This is a genomic window from Streptomyces hydrogenans, from assembly GCF_014656075.1.
Taxonomy (GTDB): domain Bacteria; phylum Actinomycetota; class Actinomycetes; order Streptomycetales; family Streptomycetaceae; genus Streptomyces; species Streptomyces hydrogenans.
In genome coordinates this window covers 15,189-36,905 of record NZ_BNBS01000046.1, presented here as the reverse complement: position 1 = coordinate 36,905, position 21,717 = coordinate 15,189, and the positions used below count along the sequence as shown (strand labels likewise).

Genomic DNA, 21,717 nt, shown 5'->3' with positions numbered 1-21,717 from the left:
GACGGGCTTTGGGGCGCGAACCAGAATCCGGTAGGGAGCGGTTCAGCGGGCCCAGTAGTCGCGGTCCGGCAGCTCGATCCACACGTCGGGGGGACCGAGCACGCCGCGGGCGTCCACCGGGCGCAGCCCCGCGAAGGCGCACGCGAAGGCCACCGCCCGATGGTGGTACAGGTAGGAGCGCAGCACCTCCTCCGGGCTGTCGCCTTCGTCGGGCCCGCCGCCGGGGTGGAGGTCCCCCGCCTCCACGGTGCCGTCGCGCGCGACGCTCCCCTGGTTGCCGCTCTTGGGGTTCGCGTACAGGCCGTAGCAGAAGGTCCCGGCGGACAGCCGGGCCATGACCCCCGGCATCTGCGGCGCGTAACCCCAGGGCTGGGTCACCACGCAGCCGCCCGGCACGGACGTCACGCCGACGAACCGCAGGCTCTCGTCCATGTCGTAGTCGTACGGGTCGTCGAGGAACTCCTCCATGACGTCGTCCGGCACCGGCGCCCCGTCGAGACGGCGCACCGCCTCGGCCGCGTCGATCCCCGCCACGCAGGCCAGTCCCAGGCCGTCGTAATAGAACTCGCCCAGCGCCGCGAGGAGGCGACGCGCCTCCTCGGCGGTCGCGCGCTCGCCGGGGCTCAGCCCCACCCCCGCCGGGACGGCGAAGAGCCCGGGAGTCGGCCCCGCGAGGCTCAGCCGCCCCGGCGACCAGCCACCGAGCGACGTCCGCCAGGGATCGGCCCCGGCGACGGCCAGGGCCCGAGCGTTCTCCGGCTTCCCGGCGACGACGGCCTCCCACAAGGCCGTCACCCCGCCCTCCGTCGCGTCCACCTCCGCCACCCGCCCGGCCAGCTCCGCCACGACCTCCGGGGAGCCGAACAACGCCGCGCGGTGCAGGGGCCGTCCCCCGCTCCACCTCTCCGGATCGGCACCCCCGTCCAGACGCCGCCGAATGTCCTCGTGGTCGGTCCAGTCCCACCCCATGCCGTCCCACCCGTCCCGCACGCCGGTCATCCCTCTCCCCTCACGTCGCCCCCCTCGCTCCACGGCTTCCACACGCTCGCACACGGCTCTGACATGGACACCCGTAGCGGGTTCCGGTGGTCGTGGTCACCGCCGGGGCGGCGACCACAGGGCTGGCTCAACCCTCTACCGCATCGCTCCCCACACCCGTCACCATCCGTCCCCGAAGTCCCCTCGATCCTGGGGCGTGACGTCTTGGATGATGGGGCGATGTTCGTCCGCACAGAGAGTCTGCCGCAGACCTCGCAGCAGCACCCGACAGTTCGGGTTCACACCCCCATAGGGTCCGCCGTGGCGCTCTGGCACGGTGATCCACGAGAAGCCGACGGCCGGCACCTCATCGAATGGACGGTCGACGAGGACATCCATTGGGGCCAGAACACCCGGGCAGCTCCTTCCGACGAGCCGGAACTCCGGCAGGAAGGCGACCGGGTGATCATGAGCGGCAGCCTCCACCTGACCGCCGACGCCACCGCCTACCTCCAGATGGGCCACTGGTCCGTGCTGTTCGACCTGGTGCCACCCGTCCCCAGCGGCCTGGAAGGTTCCTGGGTGCAGATCAGCGTCGAGTCGCAGAGCGTCTCCCTGCACCCCTACCAAACCTGATCGGGCCAACTCTCAGCTTCACGGCAGCCTTTGACTGCCAAGAGGAGCATCAGGCCGGCACGGCGGAACGACGTGGACCGCGCCCGACGAAGCGCGGGCCCCACCACCAGGGTGGGGCCCGCGAGGGAGGGGGCCGGCGGAGCGCCCTGGCGGCACCCGTTCAGGAGGGAACCCGGACGGGTGCGTGGCGTTCGCCGTCCGGGATCACTTCAGGTGGCGGTCCAGGAAGCGGCAGCCGTCCTCCAGTTCGAACGCCGGGGTGCCGGTGTGTCCGCCGAGATTGGCGTGCAGCGTCTTCTCCTTGCTGCCGAAGGAGTCGAACAGGTCGAGGGCCCGCTGCCGGGGGTTGCCCCCGTCGTCCCACTGGAGCAGGAACAGCAGGGGGATGGTGACCTGCCGGGCCTCCTCGCGCTGGGCGCGGGGCACGTAGCCTCCGGCGAAGAGGCCGGCGGCCGCGATGCGCGGCTCGGCGACGGCCAGCCGGATGCCGAGAGCCGTCCAGCCCCCGGAGTAGCCGACCGGTCCGCCGATCTCCGGCAGCGCGAGCAGCGCGTCCAGCGTGGTCAGCCAGTCCGGGACGGCGTTCTCGACCATCGGGCCGATGAAGGACTCGAAGATCTCGTCGACCGGTTCGCCCGCCCGCATCGCCCGGCGGAGCTCGGCGCGGGCCTGCTCCTCGGCGGCCGTACGGGGCCGGTCACCGCATCCGGCGGCGTCGATGGTGCCCACCGCGTAGCCGCGCGCGGCGGTGTAGCGGGCCCGGGCGACCAGCCGGGGATCGGCCTGGGGCAGGCCGTTGTTGTGGGCCATGAGGATCAGCGGGACCGGCGTGGTGGACGGGGGCGTCCACAAGGTGCCCGGAATGTCGCCGAGGAGGAACGCACGCTCGACGACGCCGTCGTCGAGCCGCTGTTCGGAAGTGAAGTGCACGGTCGTGCCTTTCGGGAGAGCTGTGGAACGGCGCTCCCGGACGGCCTACCGTCCGACCGTGACCCCGGAGGGGAGCACCCATGTCGACACTGTGTTCACGGGTACCACCTCCTCGTTCTCTCGCACGGCCTCCGGAAACCTAGCAAGGCGCACCGGGTTCGGCCAAACGATTTTCCCGTCCCTTCCCCTGACCCGGGTCGGACCCCCGTGGTCCCCGGCGCGGGTCGTTCGCGGTACGCACGGGGCGGCCGTACTCCCGAGCCGTGAGGCATCCGGTCGTGGCATTCTGCTGCGAGCGGGCCGGGGGGCGTCGGCCGTCTGCGCGGTGGGGGTGCGGGGTGGGATCGATCGGTGTCGTGTGGGTGGTCGCCGGGCTCGTCGGCGCGGGGCTGTTGCGCTGGTGGCCCGCCAGGGGGCGGGTCGACGGCCTGACGGCGGTCGGGGTCGCGGGGGTGCGCGGCGGCTCGGGGGCCGCGCTGGCCGTGGCCGTCGTGCAGTTGCACCTCGCGGGGGTGGTCGAGGTCGGCCCGGCCGGCCGGCTGCGGCGGGTCGTCCACTCCGGACCCGGGCGTGACGTGAGCGTGCTGAACCGGGCCGCGTGGACGGTGCTCGGCCGGGAGCTGTCCGTGGCCGACGCGGCCGCCGCTCCGGCGGTGCGGCGCGCCTGGGAGGAGGTGCGCGCGGACCTGGTCGGGCGTGGCCTGCGCTGCGGGCGGGCCCGACTGGTCCTGGCCGGGGCGCCGGCCCTCGCGGCGGGCGGTACGGCCCTGGCCGTCGCGGTGCAGGGGTCCCCTTGGACCGGCCTGCCCCTGGTCCTGCTCTCGCTCGCCGTCCCGTGCGCCCCGGCCCGGACCCTGGCCGGGCACCGGTTGCTGCGAGCGAAGCGTGACCTCCGTCCCCTCGTGGACGACGGCCCGACCGGGCCGGAGGAGACCGGTCTCCTCGTCGCCGTCCACGGCCGCCGCGCTCTCCGCCTCCTGCTGCCGGGGTTCGCCGCCCGCGCCGGTCTGCTCGGCGCCCGAGCCGCCAGGGAGACCGTCGCCCGGACCGAGGGCGACTCGTACGGGGGGAGCGCCCTGTCCGGGGACGGCAGCCTCTGATCGCGTCACGGGCCTTCGGTGAGCAAGGCGGCCAGGTGGTCGGCGTACTGGGTGACCCGGTCCAGGAGCGGGCCGGTGCGGGCGAGGCGAAAGCCGTGCCGGCGACCCCAGAAGGCGGCCTGGACGGCCTGGAGTTGGGACCATCGGCGGACGCGCTCGCGGTCGAGTTCGGCGGACTCCGCGAAGACGTCCAGGACGCGGCCGACGGCCCCGGCCAGGTCGTCCGAGCCGAGGAGCGTCAGGGCGTGGGACTTCAGCAGGGTGCCGCCGTCGTAGGCGGGATCCCCCACGTACCCCTTGGGGTCGACCGCCAGCCACGGCTCCCGCTCGGCGCGCAGGATGTTCCGCGGGTGCAGGTCGCCGTGGACGAGCGTGTCCGGCTGGTCCCGGCCCAGCTCCCGTACGGTCGCCAGGGCGGCGTCCAGCGTCCGGCGCGGCACGGCGTGCGGGAGCGTCCGGGCGTCCTCGCGCAGCTGCCGCTCCCAGACGTCGGCCTGTTCGCGCAGCCGGGGCAGGCCGGGCGGCGCGGGGACGGCCAGGCGGCGGCTGAGCCGCCCGGCGGCCGTCACCACCGCGTCGCCCTCCTCGACCTGCGCCAGCGTCGACGACCCGACCCGCTCCAGCAGCATCGCGAACCGCGGGTCGTCGCGCTCGTGCAGCAGCACGGCGCCGCGCCCGCCCCACGCGACGAACGCGTCCGGTTCGTGGACGTTGCCGGGATGGGGGAACGACACCTTGAGCACCGCGCGTTCGCCGTCCCGCCGGCGCACCGGAACGATGACGCCGACGCCCCCGTGCATCACCTCGCCGTCCGGCACGCACCCCCAGCGGTCCAGCGACCCGTCGACGATTCCGGGCAGCGCGGCGAGCCACGCCCGACCGGCCTCTCCCTCGCGTTCGACGGTGGTCCGTCGGAACTCCTCGGGCATCGCGATCATCCCGGCACCCTACGTGCCGCGCCCGCCGTGCCACCGCCCCCGCTTGCGCCGGGAGTCATCTGCCGACGGCGCCGTCGGCCTGCTCGCGCAGGATGTCGGCATGGCCTGCGTGGCGAGCCGTCTCCTCGATCATGTGCACCAGCACCCAGCGCAGGGTGGGTACGACGTCCGCCTTGCCCGCGGCCCGGGCGCACGGACGGGTCACGTCGTCGCAGCGCGCGATGATCTCGTTCGACCGCTCGACGGCGGCCCGGTAGGCGGCGAGCAGGGTGTCCGCGTCGTCCTCCGCGGTGAGCTCCATGCCGAAGTCCGGGTGTGCGATGTCGGCGCCCTCGAAGGCCCAGGCGAACCAGTAGAGTTCGGCCGCCGTCAGGTGCTTCACCAGGCCGAGGACGCTGGTGCCGGACGGCACTCCGGGCGTCCGGCCCTTCTCGTCGTCGAGGCCCCGCGCCTTCGCGGCCACGGCGTCCCGGAGGTAGTCCAGGAACGCGGTCAGGGTCGACTTCTCGTCGGAGCCGCTGCCAGGAGGTCCCACATCGCGGCGTTGCTGCGTCTGTGTCACCGGGGCACAGTAGCCCTCGCCGCGGGTGGGCCGCACACGAGAATCCGGCCCTTGTCGCGTCCCGCCGCGGGGTCGGTCAGCGGGCCCGCGTCGTATCCAGGAGCTCCTGCGCCATCCGCCGTGCGGGCTCCTCCGTCCGGGCGGCCACGTGGCGGAAGGTCTCCTGCGCGGGGCCGGCGGGCCAGTCCGGCGGGAGGTGGCGGGCGGGGAGGCGGGGGTCGGTGCGGATGGTCCAGAGCCATTCGCTGACCAGGCGCAGCCGCGTACCGATGGGATCGTCATCGGATCCGGAGCCGGAGCCTGTGTCTGGCTCCGAGGCGAGGTGGGGGGTCCAGCGGGCGTCGAAGGAGGTGTAGCGGGCGGCGATCGACTCCAGGTCCCAGGTGTCACGGATCATCTGGTCGATGTCGGTGAGATCGGCGGCCTGCGCGCGGAAGACCTTGACGTGGTCGGAGAGGTCGAGTTCCTCGACCACCGCCGTCACGTCGACCTCCCCCGGCGCGATCCACAGCCCGCTGTAGAGGGGGCCGAAGCCCGACCAGGTGAGACGCGAGCGCAGGTCGTGCCGCCGGCTCTTCCAGGAGTCGGGGAGGGAGAAGCCGAGCAGGGTCCAGGTGCCGTCCCAGGCGTCGTCGACGGCGCCCCGCGTCCAGATGCGGGCGTGGCCGTCCTCCAGGATGCGCCGCGCGTGGGGGGTCAGGCCGAAGTACATCCTGCGGCCCTCCCGCTGACGGCTCAGCAGCCCGCGGTTGACCATCCGGGTGAGGGTGGAGCGTACGGCCGGCTCGCCGACCCCCACCCGGCCGAGGACGTCGATGACGCTGCCCGAGGACACGCACAGGTCACCCTCCTCCAGCACGTGGTTGCCGAAGAAGGCGAGCATGAGCGACTGGGGCCGCTGCTGCGGGCCCTCCGCCGGGTCCAGGACGTCGTCGTTCTCCACGAGGGCAAGGGTACGGCCGCCCGCCGACGCGCCGGAGGGCGGCCGTCACGCCGTCGCCGTCGGGCCTACGCGGACTGGCGCTCCGCGGCGCGGGCGTCGTCGGGCGCGGTCGCCGCCGCGCCGGACAGGGACGTACGGCTGGTCTCGCGTACGAACCAGACGGTCAGCGCCGTGATGAGCGAGCCGCCGCACAGCAGCAGGGCCACGGGGGTGCCGTCGCCGCTCCCGGCGACGAGGCTTCCGGCGATCATCGGGGAGAAGCCGGCGCCGATGAGGGTGGCGCCCTGGTAGCCGAGCGAGGCACCGGTGTAGCGGACGTGGGTACCGAACATCTCGCTGAACAGGGCGCCCAGCGGGCCGTACATGAGCGACTGGGAGATTCCGTGGCCGATGACGACCGCGAGGATCAGCGCGCCCGGTGACTTCGAGTCGATCAGCGCGAGCACGGGGAAGGCGGTCGCGGCCGAGGCGACGGCACCGACGAGGACGACGGGGCGGCGGCCGACGCGGTCGGAGAGCGCCGAGGCGAAGGGGAGGACGACGAGCGCGACGGCGGCGGACACGGTGAGCGCGGTGAGCACCTGGGGGCGGGCGTAGCCGATGCCCGTGGCGTACGCGATGAGGTAACTGGTCAGCAGGGACTGGGCGGTGAAGGCGCCGATGCCGACGCAGCAGGCGAGCAGGACGGGCCGGGGGCGGCGCAGGACGTCGAGGACCGGCAGCCGGGCCTCGGCCCGTTCCTTCTTCACCTCGGCGAAGAGCGGGCTCTCCACCACCTTGAGGCGGACGAACAGCCCGACGCCGAGCAGCAGGACGCTCAGCAGGAACGGTACGCGCCAGCCCCAGGACGTGAACTCGTCCCGCGGCAGGGTGGAGACGAGGGCGACGACGGCGGCCGAGATCAGGGACCCGAGCGGGGCTCCCATCTGGGTGAAGCCGGACCACAGGCCGCGCCGCCGCTCGCCCGCGTGCTCGACGACCATCAGGGTGGCACCGCCCCACTCGCCGCCGATGGCGATGCCCTGCACGACCCGCAGGGCGATCAGCAGGACCGGCGCCCAGACGCCGATGGCGTCGTACGTCGGGAGCAGGCCGATCAGGAAGCTGGCGCCGCCCATCAGGCCCATGGTGAGCAGCAGCATGCTCTTGCGGCCGAGCCGGTCGCCGAAGTGTCCGAAGAGGATGCCGCCGACCGGCCGGGCGACGTACCCGGCGGCGAAGGTGCCGAACGCGGCGATCGTGCCGACGGCGGGGTCGGCGCCGGGGAAGAACAGTTCGCCGAAGACGAGGGCGGCGACCGTGCCGTAGACGAGGAAGTCGTAGAACTCCACGGCGGTGCCGAGCAGCCCCGAGAGGGCTATGCGGCGGAGTTGGCGGTTCTGCTCGGGTGACGCGGCGGGGGAGGAAGGCATCGCGGGACTCTCTCGGTCGTGCGGGAGGACACCGTGAAGCTAGGCATTCTGTTGACTGTCGTCAAGAGAATGCCCAACATGAAGAGGGCGGACGTCGCAGGCCCGTTCCCTGGCGAGCCGTAAAGGGCGAGCGGTGTCCCGCCCCGCCGACTACGGTCACCGACGCGGGGCGACGAGACGGGAGGCGCGGTTGAGGACCGACGGTGCGGAGCTGGTGGCGGCGGTCCGGCGGGGTGACGCGGAGGCGGTGGCCGCCCTGCTGGAGGCCGGAGCGACCCCCGACACGCCGACGGAGGAAGGCCTGCCGGTGCTGTGCCTGGCCATCGCCGCCTACGACGCCGCCGTCGCGGAGGCGCTGGTCGAGGGCGGAGCCGACCCGGACCGGACGCTGCCGGACGGTACGACCCCGCTGACCCGGGCGGTCGCGGGCGGCTCACCGGCCATGGCGGCGGCCGTGCTGGGGCACGATCCCCGGCGGCTCCCGGACGCCGAGCGGGCGCGTCTGCTCGCCCTGGCCCGGGAATGGTACGAGCGGTGCGCGCGGGACGAACTCCGCGACCGGGCGGACGCGTCACGTCCCGCCGACGCCCGCGGGTCCCGGGTCATGGACGGCGAGTACACCCACGTCTGGCAGGTGATGCTCGAAGCTCCGACGGCCCTGATGGACTCGACGGGTCCGACCGACTTCACGGGTCTGACGGACTCGACCGGACCGACCGATCCGACCGATCCGACCGATCCGACAGGCCCGACCGCCGACTCGACTGCCCTGACGGTCAGAGAGGGGCATGGTGCGATCCTCACGGACCTGGAGTGGGCCTTCCGCGTCCTGACGCCCGTGGAGGAGCTGGTGGCCAGGGCCACCCGACGGCGCGACAGCGATCACGTCGACCGGGCGGCCGCCCGGTGGGTTCTCTCCGAGCGCCGCAGCAGGGAGACGTGGGCGGCCGTCACGGCGTACCGCCACAGCCCGGACCCGGAGCGCCGCCGGTTCGTCCTCGACGTGCTTCACCACCTTCTCGTCTCGCCGCCGACCTGGCGGAACTCCTACGAGAAGGAGACGGCCGATCTGCTCGTCGCCTGGGCGACCGGCGGGGAGGACGATCCCGGCGTCCTCGCCGAGGTGCTGCTCGTCCTGAACGAGACGGAGCACCCGCGACTGAAGGCCGTGGGGCTGAGGCACGCAGGCCACCCCGACCCGCGCGTCCGCGCCCAGGTCCCCGACCTCGTGCGCAGCTGGGACATCCCGCCTCCGCCGCTCGACGCGGACGCCCGCGCCGTCCTGTCGGCACTCGCCGCGGACGAGGACGGGGGAGTGCGCGCCAAAGCCGGCCGGGCGCTGATCGTGGCGCACGAGGGGAGCCCCGACTTCGCGGACGTCATCGTCGGCCTGCTCGGGGACCCGGTGGCCGACGTGCGGGCCTCCGTCGCGGAGGGCGTCGCGCACAGCGCGGACCGTACGCCGGCGATCGCCGACGCCCTCGCGGCGCTCCTGGACGAGGACCTCTTCGACACGCGCCTCAACGCCGCTTTCGGACTCCTCCTCCGCGACGATCCGCGCACCGCCGACGCGATCGCGCGGGTGGGCGCGCCCCCGCATCCCGCCTACGTGCACGACCACCGTCTCAGCCAGATCTGGCGGTGGGAGCGGGGCCACCGCGAGGAGTCCGAGGCGGCCGGACGCGGTCGGGGCCGACCCCGGCCGACGGAGAAGGCCGACGGCGCGGACGGCCCCACCGCCGCGCCCGGCATCCGGTGAGGGGTGCCGGACCCGTGGCTCAGGCGAGCGACTTGATGGTGCGGTCCAGTACGTCGATCATCACGTCGAAGCCCTGTTGCGACTGGTCCAAGGCCGCTTCGGAGGTAGGGACATGACGGTGCACCCTTCGTCGCTGAAGTTGCCTGAGCCTCGGGAACTTGGCGTCGTTTAGCGTCCGGTGTGGGCACTATGGGGACTTCGCCCTCGGAAGGACGGGGTGTCGGACGCCGTGGGCGGCCCGGCGTCGTCGTACGGCTCTCGTGGGGGCGGTCAGGCGCGCGGGCCGGCGCCGTGGAGGAGCGTGTCGATGATGCGGGCCGCGAGGGTGTCGGGATCGGTGTCGGAGTCGTCGCCGCCGTGCAGGGATTCGCCGATGAGCGCGTAGTAGACCCGGCGCACCCAGTCGAGGTCGGCCTTCTCGTCGATGAGGCCGTCGGCCTGAGCGCGTGCCAGGACCGCGACGCACCGGCGGGCGATGTCCAGCTGGAGGGCGGCGGCCTCGCTGTCGGGGTCGTCCCCCTGGCTCAGCGCGAACGTCCAGGCGCCCTTGACCTGGAGGACGTTGGCGGTGATGCGGTGCATCGCGACCAGCGGCGGAGCGGTGTCCGGCCGGCCGTCGTCCACCGCCTGGGCGAGCTGACGGGCCGCGGACGTCGCGAGCGCCTCGATCAACGCCTGCCGGTTGGCGAACCTCCGGTGGATCGTCGTACGGGCGACCCCGGCGGCCACGGCGATCTGCTCCATGGAGGCGCCGGGATCCACGGCGAGGACCCGCTCCGCCGCCTCCAGGATCGCGCGGACGCTGCGCTCCGCGTCCGCGCGCAACGGCGCTGCCGCCTTCTCGACCATCGTGCCTCCCGAGCTGTCACCTGTCTCCACTCACGATACAGCGAGGATGCGAACAACCAGGTAACTGCATCAGAGCTGTTGCATCTTCGATGAAATTAGGTACTGTCCTATCTCAGTTGGTGTCGGTGTCGCCGAAACGCGCCGACACCACCACCCGCTTCGACCGACGGAGGAACGCATGGACAGCACCGCCCTCATCACCGGAGCGTCGTCCGGCCTCGGCGCCGAGTTCGCCGAGCAGCTCGCGGCCCGCGGGCACGACGTCGTCCTGGTGGCCCGCTCCGGCGACCGCCTCGCCGCGCTCGCCGAACGCCTCACCGCCGTGCACGGAGTCCGCGCCCACGTCCTGGTCCAGGACCTCGCCGTGCCGGACGCCGCCCGCCGCGTCGCCGAGGAGCTGGGCGCCCGGGGTCTCGTCGTCGACCTGCTCGTCAACAACGCGGGCTTCGGCACCTGCGGGCGCTTCGAGGAGATCTCCGGCGCCCGCGACCACGACCAGCTGATGGTCAACGTCGTCGCGCTCGTCGACCTCACCCACGAGCTGCTGCCCGGGATGCTGGAGCGCGGCCGGGGCGCCGTCCTCAACGTCGCCTCCAACGCGGGCTTCCAGCCCTCCCCGTACTTCGCGGTCTACGGCGCGTCGAAGTCCTTCGTCCTCAACTTCGGCCTCGCCCTGCGCCAGGAGTGCCGGGGGCGCGGCATCCGCGTGCTCACCCTGTGCCCCGGCCCGGTCGAGACGGCCTTCTTCGAGGCCATCGGCACCCGCGAGGCGGCCGTCACCGGCTCCATGACCACCCCGGAGCCCGTGGTGCGCGCCGCGCTGCGCGCACTGGACCGCGACCGCGGCTACCTCGCCCCCGGGTTCGGCAACGCCCTCGGCGCGCACCTGACGCCCCGCCGCCCCCGGACCCTGGTCGCCGCCCTCGCGGAACGCGTCACCCGCAAGGTCCTGACCCCGTCGGCCCCCGCCGCGACAGGGGAGTATGCCGCGTGAGCGCCGCCCCGCCCCCGGCCCCTTCGGTGTGGCCCCGGCCGTGATACCCGTCTGGACACGGCTCCTCCCTCCGCCCTCAGCCCTCCGCCGCACGCCCGGGTGCGGCACGCTCGGTAGCGTGAGCGTCGGCCGCACGGAGCGGCCGGGTGCCCGGCGGATCCGAGCGAGGACCTCCGGGCGGAGAGTGAAGAGGCAGTGATGAGTGAACCGACGAAGCCCGAGGTCGACGTACCCCAGGGCGACGCCCCCACCGAGCTGACCGTCCGGGACCTGGTCGTCGGGGACGGGGCCGAGGCTAAGCCGGGCATGGTGGCCAGGGTCCACTACGTCGGCGTCACCTTCGCGTCCGGGAAGGAGTTCGACTCCTCCTGGGACCGGGACCAGCCGTTCAAGTTCGCCCTCGGCGGCGGCCGGGCAGTCAAGGGCTTCGACCGCGGAGTGCGGGGCATGAGGGTCGGCGGCCGGCGCGAGATCATCGTGCCCCCGCGCCTCGGCTACGGCAAGCAGTCGCCCTCGCCGCTGATCCCGCCCGGCTCGACGCTGGTGTTCGTCGTGGACCTGCTCTCCGTCTGACGGGGGAGCGGGGAGATCGTGTCGGTGCGGCGGGCGACGGTCCGCCCTTCCCTTCCACTCTCTGTCAACCACCCGGTGAAGACAAGACTGCAGTTTTCGCTCCCGACCCCGGACACTGATCACCGGGCGGAGTTCCGGGCCCTTCCGACGGGAGGACGCTGATGGCAGAGATCTGGGATCCGCACGGCAGCCTGCGGCGCACGCTGTGGATCGGCGGCGCACAGTGGTCCGGCAAGACCACCGTGGCGGAAGCCATCGCCACAAGGCACGGCTTGACGGCGTATCACTACGACTACCACGACGCCCGGGGCCACCAGGATCGCCGGATCGCGCGCCGGGTCGCCCTGGGCGAGCCCGTGGGGGACCCCGGCCCGGAGCGTGTCTGGGTGGAGCGGAGCCCGGAGGAGATGGCCGCCGACGCGCTGGCCGGCTTCCCGGTCCGCTTCGAGTGGGCGTTGGACGACCTGCGCGCGTGGTTCACCGCCCGGCCGGTGATCGCCGAGGGGTGGGGCCTGCGACCGGAGCTCGTCGCGCCGCTGCTCGACTCACCCCGGCGCATGGTCGTCCTCGTCCCCACCGAGGACTTCCGCCGCCACCAGCTCCGCACCCTTCCGCGCGCGGGCGCCCTCGACGTCCCGGTCACCGACCCGGCCCGCGCCCAGGCCAACCGCGTCGCCCGCGACCGGCTGATCGCCGAGGACGCGGCGGAGAACGCCCGCAGCCTGGGCATCCGCGTCATCGAAGTCGACGGCACCCTCGACGCGACGGCGGTGGCGGCGGAGGTGGCCGACCACTTCGCCCCCTACCTGGGCGCGGAGCCCGCCGCGTGAAGCGCGCGGGTTGCCGGTTCTCGGCGGTGGGACGGAGACACCCGGCCTGAGCATCGTGAGCGCAGAGCGCAGAGCGCAGAGCGCAGAGCGCAGAGCCCGGTGCGCCGTGGCGCCTTCGGTGCGTCGGGCCGCGCGCCCGGCACGTCCCTGGCCGGGTGCCGGGTGCCGGGTCGCAGGTGGGCCCGCGGGCCGTGCCGCCGGCCGCTCCCGAGGCGGGCTGAACGCGTAGGTCTGCTGGCCGAGTCGCCGCCTCCTCCGCCTACCCCGCCTGGATCGCGTGCTCGATGGCGGCGAGCTGGGCGGCGAGGAGTTCCTCGAAGGCGGGGGAGCGGTCGGCGCCGAGGGGGCGGATGTCGCGGGCGAAGTGGGCCAGGGCGGGGAAGCGGTCGGGGTCGGCGCCCAGGACCGCGACACGGAACAGCTCCATGCCCTGGTCGTACTCCTCCGGGGTCATGGTGCTGACGCCCGCCTCGGAGGCGATCAACGCGGAGATGAGGACCGCGAGGCGGTGGTAGCGCGCGGGGATCTGCTCGTCGGGCAGCCCTGAGGCGCGCAGGGCCTGGAGTACCTCCTCCATGACCAGCCGGGAGCCGGCGCCGCCCGACGCGTACCGCCCCCAGACCGCGGCGAGTTGGGGCTGCCGGCCGAACGCCTCCCGCAGGCGCAGGGCGAGCGCGGTGATCCGCTGCTTCCAGTCGCCCTCGGGGCGGTAGCCGTCCATGGAGGCCAGGAGGATGCGGTCGGCGACGGCGCGCAGCAGTTCGGTCTTGCTGCGGAAATGCCGGTAGAGGCTGGAGGAGTCGGTGCCGAGCGTCGCCGCGAGCTTCCGCACGCTGAACGACTCCGTGTCGCTCGTGACCAGCAGCTCCGCTGCCGCGTCCAGGATCTCCTCGGTCGACCAGCGCCTGCGGCCCGCCATGTGACTCCCCTCGTCGACTCCGAGCCTAGCCTATGCACTTGGCGTTGCACGCACCGCGTGCATAATGAGGACAGAGGTGTGCCGAACCGTCCGGCCGCGGTCGGGTCGAAGCGCGGCGCACGTCCGTTCACCCAACTCCCGTCCGAAGGCGTTCCGTTCGACCGACGCCATCCGAAAGGACGTACAGCGTGAGGAACTTACTGGACCGTGCGGCGCTGGACGCCGCTCTGGAGAACGTCCACCACGCCGGAATGCCCGGCCTGTTCGCCGAAGTGCGCGACGGCGACGAGGTCTGGCGCGGCGCTGTCGGGGTCGCCGACGTCGCCACCGGACGTCCCGTCACCGTCGACATGCGCCACCGCGTCGGCAGCATCACCAAGACCTTCACCGCCGCCGCGGTCCTGCGGCAGGCCGAGCGCGGCCGGATCGGGCTCGACACTCCGATCGGCCGGTACCTCCCGACGCTGGTTCCCGGAGAGCGCGGTGAGGCGATCACCGTCCGGATGCTGATCAACCACACCAGTGGCCTCGCCGAATACCTCCCGTACGCCTATCCCTCCCTCAAGGCGTTCCCCGCCCTCGCGGACACCGGGCCCGAGAGCTTCGACGACCTCCGGCACACCCGCTTCGACCCGGCCGAACTGATCGGGATGGGGGTCGCCGCCCCGCCCGCCGGAAGCCCGGGCGGCTCCCCGGGCCTGTACTCCAACACCAACTACCTGCTCCTCGGCGAGCTCCTGGAAGAGGTGACCGGCCTGACGGCCGACGCGTGCGTCACCCGTGACGTCATCGAACGCGCCGGGCTCCGGGACACGGAACTCCCCGCCGGCCCGGAGCTCGGCGGGCCGCACGCGCGGATGTACGAGGCGTGGTTCGGCATGATCGACCCGCCGCGCGACTACAGCGTCTACGACATGTCATGGGTGAAGGCGGCCGGTTCGCTGGTGTCGACCGTCGCGGACCTCAACCGCTTCTACCGGCTGCTCCTGGCCGGGGAGATCGTCGGCCCGGCGTCGCTGGCGCAGATGCGCCACACCGTCCCGATCATCACCCAGGAGGGCAGGCCGGGGGAGTACGGCCTCGGCCTGTACCCGATGAGGACCGACGGCCGGGCCACGTTCTGGGGCCACGGCGGCACGGTCTGGGGTGCCGGAGCGCTGGCCATGATCCGCGAGGACGGCCGGCGGCAGATGGCCGTCGCGGTGAACCTCCAGCGGTGGCAGCGGATCGACCCCTCGGGAAGGCCGCAACCCGGCCCCCTCGACGAGGCGCTCGACGCCTTCTACCGCCTGGCCATGCACGGCTGACGCACCACAACCCGCCGCCCCATCGGTGGCCCGGGCCGCCCCGGCCGGGCCACCCGTTCACCCCGACCCGACCCGACCCGACCCGACCCGACCCGACCCGACCCGACCCGACCCGGCCAGGCCGGACGATCGCCGGAGCGGGAGGCCGGCAAGGGCGTCACCGTGCCTCCGGACCGAACCGCTGTCTGTACGCCGACGGCGTGATGCCCGTCTCGCGGCGCATCAGCGTGCGCAGGTGGGCGGCGGTGCCCAGGCCGCTGCGCCGGGCGACGACCTCGACGCGCGACTCGCCCCGCTCGATGAGCCGGCAGGCCAGGGCGAGCCGTTCCTTCGTGAGCCAGGCCAGCGGGGTCGTGCCCAGTTGGGCGCGGAAGCGGCGGTGCAGCGTCGCCGGGCTGACCGCCGCGCGCCCCGCGAGGTCGGCGACCGTCAGGGGGGAGGCGAGCCGGGCCTGGGCCCAGGCCAGGACGGGTGCCAGGGACTCGTCGGGCAGGTCGGGCATGGGGCGTTCGACGAACTGGCGCTGCCCGCCGTCGCGGTTGGCCGCGAAGACCAGCCGCCGGCTGACGGCGTTGCCGACCTCGGCACCGTGGTCACGGCGGACCACATGGAGCCCGAGGTCGAGCGCGGCGGCGCTGCCGGCGGCCGTGAGGATGTCGCCGTCGTCCACGAACAGCACGTCCGACTCCAGCCGGACGGCGGGGAAACGGGCACGGAAGGCGTCCGCCCACTGCCAGTGGGCGGTGGCCCGGCGTCCGTCGAGGACCCCGGCCTCGGCCAGGGTGAAGGCGCCGCTGCAGAAGCCGATCAGGCGCGCGCCGCGCGCGTGCGCCCGCCTGATGGCGGCGAGCACGGCGGGCCGCCGGGGCACCTCCACGTCGGGCCGGTTGGGGACGATCAGGGTGTCCGCCTCCTCGGCCGCCTCCAGGCCGGCGACCCCGGTGAGCGTGAAGAACCCGTCGCGCATCAGGGTGGCGGGTTCGGGGGAGCAGAGCCGGAAGTCGTACAGATCGCGTCCGATCTCCGGCCTGCGGAGACCGAAGACCTCCGTGGCGCAGCCGAGTTCGAACGGATTCGAGTTCTGGTCCACGATCACGACCACCCGATGCGCGCCCGCGTCACGGGACCGCTGCGAGGATTCTTTCGACATGTGCGATTCCTAGCACTCACACCGCCCCCGCGTGACCGCCGAGGATGAGGCCATGAGCACCCAGCCGATCTCCCTGCACCAGGCCCTTGCCTCCTTCGACGCCCTGTGGAGCCCCCGCGTCGTCACGCGCGTGAACGACTACGACGTCCGCGTCGCCAAGGTCGAGGGCGAGCACATCTGGCACGCCCACGACGACACCGACGAGTTCTTCCTGGTGCTCGACGGGGAACTGCGCCTCTCCCTGCGCGAACCCGGGGGCGAGCGGACGGTCCTGCTGCCGCGCGGATCCGTGTTCACCGTGCCCGCGGGCACGGAACACCGGCCGTACGCGCCGTCCGGCGCCGCGATCCTCATGTTCGAGCCGACCGGGACGCCGACGGTGGGCGACCGCCACGACGAGATCCCCGCCCACGTGGACGCGACCACCGGTCACGCCCTCGACCTGGAGGGGAGGGACGGAGGCGCCTGAGTCGGGTGCCGGGTGCCGGGTGCCGGGTGCCGGGTGCCGGGTGCCGGGCGCCGGACGCTGGGGCCGGCGGGTGGCGGCCCCGTTCACGTCTCGGAGGCCGGCGACCCCGGTCACGGCTCGACGGGCAGGCTCGTCCTTTCGCCCCGCGCGAGGCGCTCCTCCGCGTCGGCCAGCCAGAACAGGACCGGGGGCAGGGCGAGTTCGATCACCGTGAGGGCGAGCTGGAACCAGTGCGGACGGCCGTGCTCGGCGAGGGAGAGGAGCCGGGCGAGCCCGCCCAGGAGGAAGACGCCGGTGAGCCATCGCACCTCGCGGGCCGGGATCGGGCGCTGTCGCGCGGCCCACAGCCACGCCAGCCCGTACCCCGCGAAGGCGGCGCCCATGAAGCGGCCCCAGCTGTCGACGGTCGGCCCCGCGGAGTCGGCGCCGGGGATCGCCGCGTTGCCGAGCAGTACGTGAAAGAGGCCGATCGCCACGCATGACCAGCCCATCAGCCGGGTGAGCGCGCGCAGAGTCCTTGCCATGTTCCCTCCGAGCCGTGCGGGTGGAGCCTGGTAGACAGATGTCCACCAGAGGATGCGTCGCTAGTAGACACATGTCAACTAAGCTGGCTTCCATGCCTCCGCGCCAACGACTCAGCCCCGCCGGCCGCCGCGCCCAGCTCCTCGCCGTCGGGGCGCGGCTCTTCGCCGCCCGCCCGTACGACGACGTCCTGATGGAGGAGGTCGCGGAAGAGGCCGGAGTCTCCCGCGCTCTGCTCTACCGTCACTTCCCCAGCAAGCACGCCCTCTTCGCCGCCGTGTACGAGCAGGCCGCGGACCAACTGCTCGCCGACACCCGCTTCGACCCGGCCGACTCCCTCGCGGAGCAGCTCGTCCAGGGCATGGACGTCCACCTCGACTACTTCGTGGCGAACCGCAACGCCGTCCTCGCCGCGAACCGGGTCCTCGCGGGCGACCCCGTGATCCAGACGATCATGACGAACGAACTGGACGCCCTCCGCACCCGCCTGCTGGCCGTCCCCTCACTCGCGGACGAGCGCACCCGCGAGGCCGTGTCCGGCGTCCTCAAGAGCTGGCTGGTCTTCGTCCAGGTCCTGTGCGTCGACTGGCTCACCCACGAGACCTGCACCCGCTCGGAACTGCGCGACGTCTGCGTCGGCGCGGTCCTCGGCGCCCTGCGCCCCCTGCTCGCCGAGGACCCCGCCCCCGACTGGCCGCCCCCGCGCCCCGGCACGGCCGGGTAGGAACGCCGCTCCTACCCGACGACGTCCCGCGCCACGCGCAGCGGTGCCGCCGTGGCCGCGAGCACCTGGTCGACGGTGACGCCGGGGGCCGTCTCGACCAGGACGAAGCCGTCGGAGGCGATGTCGAGGACGGCGAGGTCGGTGATGACGCGCTGGACGACGGCCCGGCCGGTCAGGGGGAGGGTGCAGGTGTCGACGAGCTTGGGGGTGCCGTCCTTGGCGGTGTGCTCCATGAGGACGATGACCCGGCCGGCGCCGTGGACGAGGTCCATGGCGCCGCCCATGCCCTTGACCATCTTGCCGGGGATCATCCAGTTGGCGAGGTCGCCGGCGGAGGAGACCTGCATGGCGCCGAGGATCGCGGCGTCGATGTGCCCGCCGCGGATCATCCCGAAGGACAGCGCGGAGTCGAAGAACGAGGCTCCGGGCAGGGTGGTGACGGTCTCCTTGCCGGCGTTGATCAGGTCGGCGTCGAGTTCGTCCTCGGTGGGGTAGGGGCCGACGCCGAGGATGCCGTTCTCGGACTGGAGGACGACCTCGATGCCCGGCGGGAGGTGGTTGGGGATGAGGGTGGGGAGTCCGATGCCGAGGTTGACGTAGCTTCCGTCGGTCAGTTCCCGGGCGGCGCGGGCCGCCATCTGCTCGCGGGTGAGGGCCATCAGGCGTCGCCTTCCTGTCGGACGGTGCGGCGCTCGACGCGCCGTTCGGCGGCGGGGTCGCCGGGAGCGACCCGGACCACGCGCTGGACGAAGATGCCGGGGAGGTGGACCTCGTCGGGGTCCAGTTCGCCGGGTTCGACGAGGTGGTCGACCTCGGCGACGGTGACCCGTCCGGCCATGGCGGCCAGCGGGTTGAAGTTGCGGGCGGAGGAGCGGAAGACGAGGTTGCCGTGCCGGTCGCCGATGGTGGCGCGGACCAGCGCGTAGTCCGTCGTGATGCCGGCTTCGAGCAGGTGGGGGCGTCCGTCGAAGTCCCGGGTCTCCTTCGGCGGTGACGCGACCGCGACCGAGCCGTCGGCGGCGTACCTCCAGGGCAGCCCGCCCTCGCCGACCTGCGTTCCCGTGCCGGCGGGGGTGTAGAAGGCGGGGATGCCCGCGCCGCCGGCCCGCAGCCGCTCGGCCAGCGTGCCCTGGGGGACCAGCTCGACCTCCAGTTCGCCGCTCAGGTACTGGCGGGCGAACTCCTTGTTCTCGCCCACGTACGAGCTCGTCATCCGGGAGATCTGTCCGGCGGCGAGCAGCAGCCCGAGGCCCCAGTCGTCGACGCCGCAGTTGTTCGACACGACCCGCAGGCCCTCCGTGCCGCGCTGCCACAGCGCGTCGATGAGCGTCCCCGGGATCCCGCAGAGCCCGAATCCGCCCACGGCGAGCGAGGCCCCGTCGGGAATGTCGGCCACCGCCTCCGCCGCGCTCGCGACCGTCTTGTCCAGACCCATGGGGATCCCTTCCCTCAGGCACCCGGACGACCTCGCAGGTCGGAACCGGTGCCGATAGCAGCGACAGGCACGGAGCCTAGGCAGCGGGCGACCGGACCGACCATGGCGACCACCCACACACCACCCCCCTCCGGCATGGCGGAGACCACTGCCCCCGCGCGCCGCTCCGCCAGCGCGCCGCCGCGGCGCGGGGGTGGTGGCGGCGCCCACCGCACGCCTCCGGACGATGGGCCGCGCAGCCATGTCGGGCGGCCCGACGGCGGCATAGCCTCCCGCGAGTCGCTGTCCCGCACTCCCGTCCGGAGGTACCCGCCGATGCGCCCTCGTCCCCCGTTCCGTTCCTCGCCACGCCCCCGGCGCCGAGGCGCGCGGGCGGCCCTCGCCCTGTCCGCGCTCACCGCCCTGACCACCTCCGCCGTCCCCGCGACGGCCGCCACCACGGGGTCCGCCGGTCACTGCGCGCGCCAGGCGCAGCTCCGCGTCCCCGGCGCCGAGCACCAGCAGTCGGCCTGCCTGGACGAGCTGACCACGGCAGGCACCGTCGCCTCGGGCCACACCGACCCGGCCGACTGGGCGGGGCTGACCCCGAAGGACCTGGCGGTCCCCAGCGGGGTGCCCGGGATCCAGGTCGACGGCTACTTCCCCGACACCTCCACCACCAACACCAACCACGGCTGGCAGCACGACGCCCAGTTCGTCATCCGCCTGCCCGACCGCTGGAACGGCGGCCTCGTCGTGGCCGGCACCCCCGGCAACCGCGAGCAGTACGCCAACGACCGGGCCATCGCGGACGCGGTGCTGGCCCGGGGGTACGCGTACGCCGCCACCGACAAGGGCAACACCGGCCTCGCCTTCCACCGCGACGGCAAGGCCCCCGGCGACGCGATCGCCGAGTGGAACGACCGCGTCACCCAGCTGACCCGGGCCGCCCGGGCCGTGGTGGCCCAGCGCTACCACCGTCCCCCGGCCCGCACCCTGGCCACCGGCATGTCCAACGGCGGCTACCTGGTGCGCTGGCAGCTGGAGAACCACCCCGAGCTGTACGACGGCGGCGTCGACTGGGAGGGCACCCTCTGGCGGACCGACGGCCCCAACCTGCTCGACTTCCTGCCGAAGGCGATGCGCGCCTACCCCGTGTACGCCGCGGGCGGCGAGGGCGCCGAGGCGGCCCGGGAACAGCTGCACGCCGCCGGCTTCCCCGCCGGGTCGGAGTTCCTGTGGCCCTACCACCACAAGGTCTACTGGGACCTGACCCAGCGCCTCTACCGCGAGGAGCTGGACCCCGGCTTCGACGGCCCGACCGAGGCGGGCACCCCGTACTGCCTGCCGGGCACCCCCGCCTGCGACGCCGACTACGACTACGCGACCCGCCCCGAAGAGGTCCGGAAGGCCGTGGCGAAGATCGCGCTGACCGGCCGGATCGGCAAGCCCCTGATCACCCTGCACGGCACCCTGGACACCCTGCTGCCGATCGGCGAGGACTCCGACGTCTACGCCCGCATGGTGCGCGAGGCGGGCCGCGGCGCGCTGCACCGCTACTACCGCGTCGAGGGCGGCACCCACACCGACTCCCTCGTCGACGCCTTCCCGGACAGGCTCCGGCCGCTCTCGCCGTGCTACCGGACGGCCTTCACGGCCCTGGAGGGCTGGCTCACGAAGGGCCACCGGCCGCCCGCCTCGGGCACCGTCGCGCAGCCCGCGGGCCAGGACCCCGTGACCCTGGCGAACGTGTGCGCACTCGACACCACGAAGGCCGCCGGCACGCCGTCCTGAACCCCCGGGCCCTCCCGCCGGGCCGTCCTATGGTGTCCGACACCATGGAACGTCCCGGCACTATGGCGGACACGTCCATGGGCCGAGCGGAAGGCCCTCCCTACTGTTTCGGCCCATGACGCACACATTTCCCGCCCCGGACCGGCTGCTGTCACCCGCCACCGCGATCGACCTGAGCGGGCGCACCGCACTGGTGACGGGCGGCGGCAGCGGCATCGGCAGGGCCTGCGTCCTCGCCCTGGCGCGGGCGGGGGCCTTCGTCCACGTGGTGGACCGGGACGCCGACGCGGCGAAGGCGGTCGCCGAGACCGCCGGCGGCCAGGCGCAGGTGGCCGACCTCGCCGATCCGGGCGCGATCGACCTGCTGCCCGCCGGGGCCGACATCCTCGTCAACAACGCCGGCCTCCAGCACGTCGCCCCGCTCACGGAGTTCCCGCCGGACCGGTTCGAGCTGATCCAGAAGGTGATGGTCACCGCCCCGTTCCTGCTGATGCGCAGGACCCTGCCGCACATGTACGCCCGCGGCTGGGGCCGGATCGTGAACGTCTCCAGCGTCCACGGGCTGCGGGCCAGCGCCTACAAGTCCGCCTACGTCGCCGCCAAGCACGCCCTGGAGGGCCTGAGCAAGGTCGCCGCGATCGAAGGCGCCCCGCACGGGGTGACCAGCAACTGCGTGAACCCCGGCTACGTCCGCACCCCGCTGGTCGAGGGCCAGGTCCGCGACCAGGCCGCCGCCCACGGCATCAGCGAGGGCGACGTGCTGACGAACGTGATGCTGGCCCGCTCGCCCGTCAAGCGCCTCCTGGAGGCCGACGAGGTCGCCGCCGCCGTCCTGTGGCTGTGCGGCCCCCACTCCGGCTACCTCACCGGAACGTCCCTGCCGCTCGACGGCGGCTGGACCGCCGGCTGACCCC

Annotated in this window: 23 protein-coding genes; 11 read left to right on the top strand and 12 right to left on the bottom strand. The window is 73.6% G+C overall.

The features are described 5' to 3' along the window. Positions 1–42: 42 nt before the first annotated feature. The gene (locus tag IE321_RS20500) at positions 43–999 is read right to left on the bottom strand and encodes an ankyrin repeat domain-containing protein (RefSeq protein ID WP_190224022.1); all 957 of its coding nucleotides are present in this window, start codon (positions 997–999) and stop codon (positions 43–45) included. 219 nt (positions 1,000–1,218) lie between these two features. On the opposite strand from IE321_RS20500, the gene IE321_RS20495 reads away from it, so the two are divergent. Then, positions 1,219–1,614 carry a hypothetical protein gene (locus IE321_RS20495; RefSeq protein ID WP_229916474.1) on the top strand — a complete coding sequence of 132 codons (396 nt, stop codon included), beginning with the start codon at positions 1,219–1,221 and terminating at the stop codon, positions 1,612–1,614. Positions 1,615–1,818: 204 nt separating this feature from the next. On the opposite strand, the gene IE321_RS20490 is transcribed toward IE321_RS20495, so the two are convergent. Then, on the bottom strand, positions 1,819–2,544 hold the full coding sequence (locus IE321_RS20490; protein WP_190224020.1) for a dienelactone hydrolase family protein: 726 nt from the start codon (positions 2,542–2,544) through the stop codon (positions 1,819–1,821). Positions 2,545–2,882: 338 nt separating this feature from the next. On the opposite strand from IE321_RS20490, the gene IE321_RS20485 reads away from it, so the two are divergent. Then, positions 2,883–3,644, top strand: coding sequence for a hypothetical protein (locus tag IE321_RS20485; protein ID WP_190224019.1), 762 nt, complete (start codon positions 2,883–2,885; stop codon positions 3,642–3,644). Between the two features lie 5 nt (positions 3,645–3,649). Here the strand turns inward: IE321_RS20485 and IE321_RS20480 are convergent, their stop codons facing one another. From IE321_RS20480 to IE321_RS20465, 4 genes are all read right to left on the bottom strand, one after another. Continuing rightward, positions 3,650–4,582 carry an aminoglycoside phosphotransferase family protein gene (locus IE321_RS20480; RefSeq protein ID WP_190224018.1) on the bottom strand — a complete coding sequence of 311 codons (933 nt, stop codon included), beginning with the start codon at positions 4,580–4,582 and terminating at the stop codon, positions 3,650–3,652. A gap of 55 nt (positions 4,583–4,637) precedes the next feature. Next, positions 4,638–5,144, bottom strand: coding sequence for a DinB family protein (locus IE321_RS20475; protein ID WP_190224017.1), 507 nt, complete (start codon positions 5,142–5,144; stop codon positions 4,638–4,640). A gap of 76 nt (positions 5,145–5,220) precedes the next feature. After that, positions 5,221–6,087, bottom strand: a complete 867-nt coding sequence (locus tag IE321_RS20470; protein WP_226652925.1) for a PaaX family transcriptional regulator — start codon at positions 6,085–6,087, stop codon at positions 5,221–5,223. Between the two features lie 65 nt (positions 6,088–6,152). Next, positions 6,153–7,499 carry an MFS transporter gene (locus IE321_RS20465; protein WP_190224016.1) on the bottom strand — a complete coding sequence of 449 codons (1,347 nt, stop codon included), beginning with the start codon at positions 7,497–7,499 and terminating at the stop codon, positions 6,153–6,155. Between the two features lie 190 nt (positions 7,500–7,689). Between IE321_RS20465 and IE321_RS42870 the strand changes: the two genes are divergently transcribed. Continuing rightward, the gene (locus tag IE321_RS42870) at positions 7,690–9,258 is read left to right on the top strand and encodes an ankyrin repeat domain-containing protein (RefSeq protein WP_264202516.1); all 1,569 of its coding nucleotides are present in this window, start codon (positions 7,690–7,692) and stop codon (positions 9,256–9,258) included. A 270-nt stretch (positions 9,259–9,528) separates the two neighbouring features. On the opposite strand, the gene IE321_RS20455 is transcribed toward IE321_RS42870, so the two are convergent. Beyond that, positions 9,529–10,107 carry a TetR/AcrR family transcriptional regulator gene (locus IE321_RS20455; protein WP_190224015.1) on the bottom strand — a complete coding sequence of 193 codons (579 nt, stop codon included), beginning with the start codon at positions 10,105–10,107 and terminating at the stop codon, positions 9,529–9,531. A 178-nt stretch (positions 10,108–10,285) separates the two neighbouring features. On the opposite strand from IE321_RS20455, the gene IE321_RS20450 reads away from it, so the two are divergent. From IE321_RS20450 to IE321_RS20440, 3 genes are all read left to right on the top strand, one after another. Next, the gene (locus IE321_RS20450) at positions 10,286–11,101 is read left to right on the top strand and encodes an SDR family NAD(P)-dependent oxidoreductase (RefSeq protein ID WP_190224014.1); all 816 of its coding nucleotides are present in this window, start codon (positions 10,286–10,288) and stop codon (positions 11,099–11,101) included. Between the two features lie 198 nt (positions 11,102–11,299). Beyond that, positions 11,300–11,674: an FKBP-type peptidyl-prolyl cis-trans isomerase gene (locus tag IE321_RS20445; protein ID WP_043225318.1), complete on the top strand. Its 375-nt coding sequence runs from the start codon at positions 11,300–11,302 to the stop codon at positions 11,672–11,674. A gap of 161 nt (positions 11,675–11,835) precedes the next feature. Further along, positions 11,836–12,504 (top strand): hypothetical protein, encoded by a 669-nt coding sequence (locus tag IE321_RS20440; RefSeq protein ID WP_190224013.1) that lies wholly within the window; start codon positions 11,836–11,838, stop codon positions 12,502–12,504. Positions 12,505–12,763: 259 nt separating this feature from the next. Here the strand turns inward: IE321_RS20440 and IE321_RS20435 are convergent, their stop codons facing one another. Continuing rightward, positions 12,764–13,423 (bottom strand): TetR/AcrR family transcriptional regulator, encoded by a 660-nt coding sequence (locus IE321_RS20435; RefSeq protein WP_190224012.1) that lies wholly within the window; start codon positions 13,421–13,423, stop codon positions 12,764–12,766. Positions 13,424–13,611: 188 nt separating this feature from the next. On the opposite strand from IE321_RS20435, the gene IE321_RS20430 reads away from it, so the two are divergent. After that, positions 13,612–14,730, top strand: coding sequence for a serine hydrolase domain-containing protein (locus tag IE321_RS20430; protein ID WP_226652924.1), 1,119 nt, complete (start codon positions 13,612–13,614; stop codon positions 14,728–14,730). 157 nt (positions 14,731–14,887) lie between these two features. On the opposite strand, the gene IE321_RS20425 is transcribed toward IE321_RS20430, so the two are convergent. Further along, positions 14,888–15,880, bottom strand: coding sequence for a GlxA family transcriptional regulator (locus IE321_RS20425; protein ID WP_190224011.1), 993 nt, complete (start codon positions 15,878–15,880; stop codon positions 14,888–14,890). A 52-nt stretch (positions 15,881–15,932) separates the two neighbouring features. On the opposite strand from IE321_RS20425, the gene IE321_RS20420 reads away from it, so the two are divergent. Beyond that, complete coding sequence (locus IE321_RS20420) at positions 15,933–16,349, top strand: cupin domain-containing protein (RefSeq protein WP_043225324.1); 417 nt, start codon at positions 15,933–15,935, stop codon at positions 16,347–16,349. A 110-nt stretch (positions 16,350–16,459) separates the two neighbouring features. On the opposite strand, the gene IE321_RS20415 is transcribed toward IE321_RS20420, so the two are convergent. Next, positions 16,460–16,873, bottom strand: a complete 414-nt coding sequence (locus tag IE321_RS20415; RefSeq protein WP_190224010.1) for a DUF4345 domain-containing protein — start codon at positions 16,871–16,873, stop codon at positions 16,460–16,462. Positions 16,874–16,965: 92 nt separating this feature from the next. Here IE321_RS20415 and IE321_RS20410 point away from each other — a divergent pair, with 92 nt between their 5' ends. Continuing rightward, the gene (locus tag IE321_RS20410; RefSeq protein WP_190224009.1) at positions 16,966–17,595 is read left to right on the top strand and encodes a TetR/AcrR family transcriptional regulator; all 630 of its coding nucleotides are present in this window, start codon (positions 16,966–16,968) and stop codon (positions 17,593–17,595) included. Positions 17,596–17,606: 11 nt separating this feature from the next. On the opposite strand, the gene IE321_RS20405 is transcribed toward IE321_RS20410, so the two are convergent. Together IE321_RS20405 and IE321_RS20400 are read right to left on the bottom strand one after the other, a co-directional pair. After that, the gene (locus tag IE321_RS20405) at positions 17,607–18,254 is read right to left on the bottom strand and encodes a CoA transferase subunit B (RefSeq protein ID WP_190224008.1); all 648 of its coding nucleotides are present in this window, start codon (positions 18,252–18,254) and stop codon (positions 17,607–17,609) included. Continuing rightward, positions 18,254–19,030: a CoA transferase subunit A gene (locus IE321_RS20400; RefSeq protein ID WP_190224007.1), complete on the bottom strand. Its 777-nt coding sequence runs from the start codon at positions 19,028–19,030 to the stop codon at positions 18,254–18,256. Before IE321_RS20400 ends, IE321_RS20405 begins: the two co-directional genes overlap by 1 nt. A gap of 315 nt (positions 19,031–19,345) precedes the next feature. On the opposite strand from IE321_RS20400, the gene IE321_RS20395 reads away from it, so the two are divergent. Both IE321_RS20395 and IE321_RS20390 read left to right on the top strand, forming a co-directional pair. Continuing rightward, positions 19,346–20,803, top strand: a complete 1,458-nt coding sequence (locus IE321_RS20395) for a tannase/feruloyl esterase family alpha/beta hydrolase (RefSeq protein ID WP_190224006.1) — start codon at positions 19,346–19,348, stop codon at positions 20,801–20,803. 115 nt (positions 20,804–20,918) lie between these two features. Continuing rightward, positions 20,919–21,713: a 3-hydroxybutyrate dehydrogenase gene (locus tag IE321_RS20390; RefSeq protein ID WP_043225335.1), complete on the top strand. Its 795-nt coding sequence runs from the start codon at positions 20,919–20,921 to the stop codon at positions 21,711–21,713. Positions 21,714–21,717: the final 4 nt, after the last annotated feature.